The organism is Actinomycetospora sp. (assembly GCF_036497585.1).
In the GTDB taxonomy this organism is placed as follows: Bacteria; Actinomycetota; Actinomycetes; order Mycobacteriales; family Pseudonocardiaceae; genus Actinomycetospora.
In genome coordinates this window covers 1-4,035 of the sequence record NZ_DASXJD010000121.1, presented here as the reverse complement: position 1 = coordinate 4,035, position 4,035 = coordinate 1, and the positions used below count along the sequence as shown (strand labels likewise).

At 74.7% G+C, this 4,035-nt stretch carries 5 protein-coding genes; all 5 read left to right on the top strand.

The features are described from left to right. Positions 1-723 (top strand): alpha/beta hydrolase (locus VGH76_RS11890; RefSeq protein ID WP_331556890.1); only part of this gene is annotated, 723 nt, incomplete at its 5' end. A 25-nt stretch (positions 724-748) separates the two neighbouring features. Next, the gene (locus tag VGH76_RS11885) at positions 749-1,993 is read left to right on the top strand and encodes an NAD(P)/FAD-dependent oxidoreductase (RefSeq protein ID WP_331556889.1); all 1,245 of its coding nucleotides are present in this window, start codon (positions 749-751) and stop codon (positions 1,991-1,993) included. Next, positions 1,987-2,760 (top strand): DUF1365 domain-containing protein, encoded by a 774-nt coding sequence (locus VGH76_RS11880; RefSeq protein ID WP_414637713.1) that lies wholly within the window; start codon positions 1,987-1,989, stop codon positions 2,758-2,760. Before VGH76_RS11885 ends, VGH76_RS11880 begins: the two co-directional genes overlap by 7 nt. A 137-nt stretch (positions 2,761-2,897) precedes the next feature. Next, the gene (locus VGH76_RS11875; RefSeq protein ID WP_331556887.1) at positions 2,898-3,440 is read left to right on the top strand and encodes an N-acetyltransferase; all 543 of its coding nucleotides are present in this window, start codon (positions 2,898-2,900) and stop codon (positions 3,438-3,440) included. Positions 3,441-3,450: 10 nt separating this feature from the next. Further along, positions 3,451-4,035, top strand: a complete 585-nt coding sequence (locus VGH76_RS11870) for an HhH-GPD-type base excision DNA repair protein (protein ID WP_331556886.1) — start codon at positions 3,451-3,453, stop codon at positions 4,033-4,035.

The following is a 4,035-nucleotide window of genomic DNA, read 5'->3' as shown; positions in this document are numbered from 1 at the left end:
TCCCCTGCGCTGCGTCTTCCCCGGCTGGAACCTGCGCTCCCGCACGGCGACGGCGCCGCCGGCGTCGCCCTCGTCCTGCACGGCGGGCGCCCCGACGGGCACCAGGCCGCCGGGGGCTTCCTGCTCTCCCACGTGCGGATGGTGCCGTTCGGGCAGGCCGTCGCCCGCGCGGGCGCGTCGCGCGGGGTGGAGACGGGGCTGCTGCGCTACCGGGTGCGCGGCTGGAACGAGGCTCCCCCCGGATCCGACCGGGCTCCCGACCCGGTCCGCGACGCGCGCTGGGCCCTCGACGACGTGCGCCGCCGGCACGGGCACGACGTCCGGGTCGTGCTCGTCGGTCATTCCATGGGTGCCCGCGCGGCGCTGCGCGTCGGCGGGGACCCCACCGTCGTCGGGGTCGCGGCCCTGGCCCCGTGGATCAACCGCGGCGAGCCGACCGAGCACCTCGCCGGGCAGACCCTGCTGATCGCCCACGGCGACCGCGAGCGGATGACCGACCCGCGGTCGTCGCTCTGGTTCGCCGACCGGGTGTCGCGGATCAGCGAGCGCGTGGCCCGCTTCGAGGTCCACGGCGACGGCCACGCGATGCTGCGCCGGGCGGGGGAGTGGCACCGGTTGGTCGCGCGGTTCACGCTGGCCGCGCTGGGCCTCGAACCGTTCGAGGAGGCCGTCGCGAACGCCATGGCGGCCGGCGCCCCCGAGGGTCTGTCCGTCCCCCTCTAGCCAGCCCCGCCGACAGGAGCAGCCCGTGCCTCGTGAGCGTGTCGCCGTCATCGGGGCGGGCGTCTCCGGTCTCACCGCCGCCCACGTCCTGCAGCGCGAGCACGACGTCACGCTCTTCGAGGCGCAGGACCGGCTCGGCGGGCACGCGCACACCCACGATCTGGAGTCGGTCAGCGTCGATTCCGGGTTCATCGTCCACAACGAGGCGACCTACCCGAACCTGATCCGGCTCTTCGGCGAGCTCGGCGTCGCCACCCAGGACTCCGAGATGTCGATGAGCGTCCGCGACGAGTCCACCGGGCTCGAGTATGCCGGGGCGCGCGGGGCGGCCGGGCTGTTCGCGCAGCGCCGCAACCTCGCCGACCCCCGCCACCTGGGCATGCTCGCCGAGGTCCTGCGCTTCCACCGCGCGGCGCGGCGGGTGCTCGCGGAGCACGGCGACCTCGAGGAGGAGGTCACGCTCGGCGAGTTCCTGCGCCGGCACCGGTTCTCGCGGTACTTCGTCGACACCTTCGCCGTCCCGGTGGTCTCGGCGGTGTGGTCGTCCGGCCCCGACCTGTCGATGCAGTACCCCGCGCGCTACCTGTTCGCGTTCCTGGCCAACCACGGCCTGCTCTCGGTCGGCGGCTCGCACCGGTGGAAGACGGTGGTCGGGGGCTCGGCGCGCTACGTCGAGCGGGTGGTGAAGGGCCTGACGGCGGTGGAGGCGGCCACGCCGGTCCGGGCGGTCGGGCGCGACGGCGAGGGATACGAGGTCCGCGACGACGCCGACGTGGCCCACCGGTTCGACCGGGTCGTCGTCGCGACCCACGCCCCGACGGCGCTGGCGCTGCTGGTCGCGCCGACGGTGCGCGAGCGGGAGCTGCTGGGGGCCTTCTCGTACTCGCGCAACGAGACCTGGCTGCACACCGACACCTCGGTGCTGCCCCGGGCGGCAGGGGCACGAGCCTCGTGGAACCTGCTGCGGGTGCCGGGCGAGGACCGGGTGCTGGTCAGCTACGACATGAGCCGGCTGATGCGCCTCGACGGACCCGAGACCTACGTCGTCACGCTCAACGCGACCGACCGCGTGGACCCGTCGACGGTGATCGCGCGCATGGACTACGAGCACCCCGCCTACACCCCCGCCTCGGTCGCGGCCCAGCGCCGGCTGCCGGAGCTCAACGACGGGCGGATCGCGTTCGCCGGGGCCTACCACGGGTGGGGCTTCCACGAGGACGGCTGCGCGTCGGGGGTGCGGGCGGCAGCGTCGTTGGGGGTGGCGTGGTGAGGCCCTCCCTGTACGACGTGCTCGTCGAGCACCGCCGCTCCCAGACCCTCGACGACGCGTTCACCCACCGCATGTACCTCTGGCTGGTCGACCTCGACGACCTGCCGCGCCACCCCGGGATCGCGTTCCGGGGCGCCGACCACCTCGGGCACCCCGACCGCTCGATCCGCGAGAACCTCGACGCGTTCCTCGCCGCGCGCGGCCGGGAGCGCCCGGCGCGGGTGCTGATGCTCGCCCACCCGCGCACGCTCGGGTACGTCTTCAACCCGCTCACGCTCTACTGGTGCCACGAGGGGGCCGGCGCGCTCACGGCCGTCGTCGCCGAGGTCCACAACACCTACGGCGGGCGCCACCACTACCTGCTCGACGTGGACGGTGACGGCCGGGCCCGCGTCGACAAGGCCTTCTACGTCTCGCCGTTCTTCCCCGTCGACGGCGAGTACCGGATGCGGGTGCCCGAACCTCGGGAGTCGCTCGCGGCCACCGTCGTGCTCCGGCGTCCCGACGACCGCGGTGGGCTCGTCACGGCCTTCGTCGCCACGGTGCGGGGGCGACGGCGCCCGGCCTCCCGCCGGGCCGTCGTCGCGGCGCTCCTGCGCCATCCGGTGGTCACCCACCGGGTCTCGCTCGCCATCCGCCGTCGCGGGATCGCCTTGTGGGCGCGGGGGCAGCTCCCGGTGATCGGGCGGGCTCCCACGGACGTCGACGCCGGGCTGGCTCAGCTCGAGCCGGCACGGGACGACGAGCCGGCGCCGGCGGACGCCTGACCGGTCACGGAGCGCGACCCGGCTCGCCGGCGGGCGCACCCTCCTGCCTAGCGCCGCCACAGCCGATCGGACCGGGGCCGCCGGTGATCACCCCGGGTGTGGTCGACGACCGCTCCCGTCGCGCAGAATTCGCGATCGTGACCAGTGTTCCGCTCACGATCCGGCCCGCCGTCGCCCAGGACGTCGACGCCCTCCTCGCGCTCATCCACGCCGCCTACCGCGGAGAGGGCGGCCGGACCGGCTGGACCACCGAGGCCGACCTGATCGACGGCCCGCGGACCACGCGCGACCTGCTCGCCGCCGACCTCGCCGACCCCGCGATCACGCTCCTCGTCGCCGGCGATCACGAGGGCTGTGCCGCGGTCACCCACCGGGCGGGGGAGCCGACGGCGTCGTTCGGGATGTTCGCGGTGAGCCCGGCGGCCCAGGGCTCGGGGCTCGGCAAGGCACTGCAGGCCGCCGCCGAGGAGCACGCACGCGCCGGCGGCGCCATCACGATGGAGCTGTGCGTGATCGACCGCCGCGTCGAGCTCATCGCCTGGTACGAGCGCCGCGGCTACGTGCGCACCGGGGAGACCCGGCCGTTCCCGTACGGCGAGCCCGGCGTCGGGTTCCCGCACGACGACGACCTGCGCTTCGCGGTCCTCGCGAAGTCCCTGGTCCCGAACTCGGCGTCGTAGGCTGGCCGCCGTGCCGACGCTGACCCTCGCCCAGGACCCCGACGCCGACGCGGTGCTCTCGGCGAACCCGCTCGCGCTGCTGATCGGCATGCAGCTCGACCAGCAGTTCCCCATGGAGCGCGCGTTCGCGGGCCCGGCCCTGCTCACCGAGCGGATCGGCGAGATCACCACCGAGAAGATCGCCGGGTACGACCACGACGAGCTCGTCGCCGCGTTCACCGGCCCGCCCGCGCTGCACCGCTACCCGAAGTCGATGGCCGAGCGGACCCAGGCGGTCTGCCGGGTGATCGTCGAGGACTACGACGGCGACGTCACCCGGATCTGGACCGAGGCCGCCGACGGCGAGGACGTCTTCCGCCGCCTCAACGCCCTGCCCGGCTGGGGCACGCAGAAAGCCCAGATCTTCACCGCGCTGCTGGGCAAGCAGTGCGGCCTGGAGCTCGAGGGCTGGCGCGACGCCGCCGGCTCCTACGGCGACGAGGGCTCCCGACGCTCCATCGCCGACGTTGTCGACGCCGCCACCCTCGCCGAGGTCCGCGACTTCAAGCAGGCCCAGAAGCGCGCCGCCAAGGAGGCGAAGGCCGCGAAGGCCTAG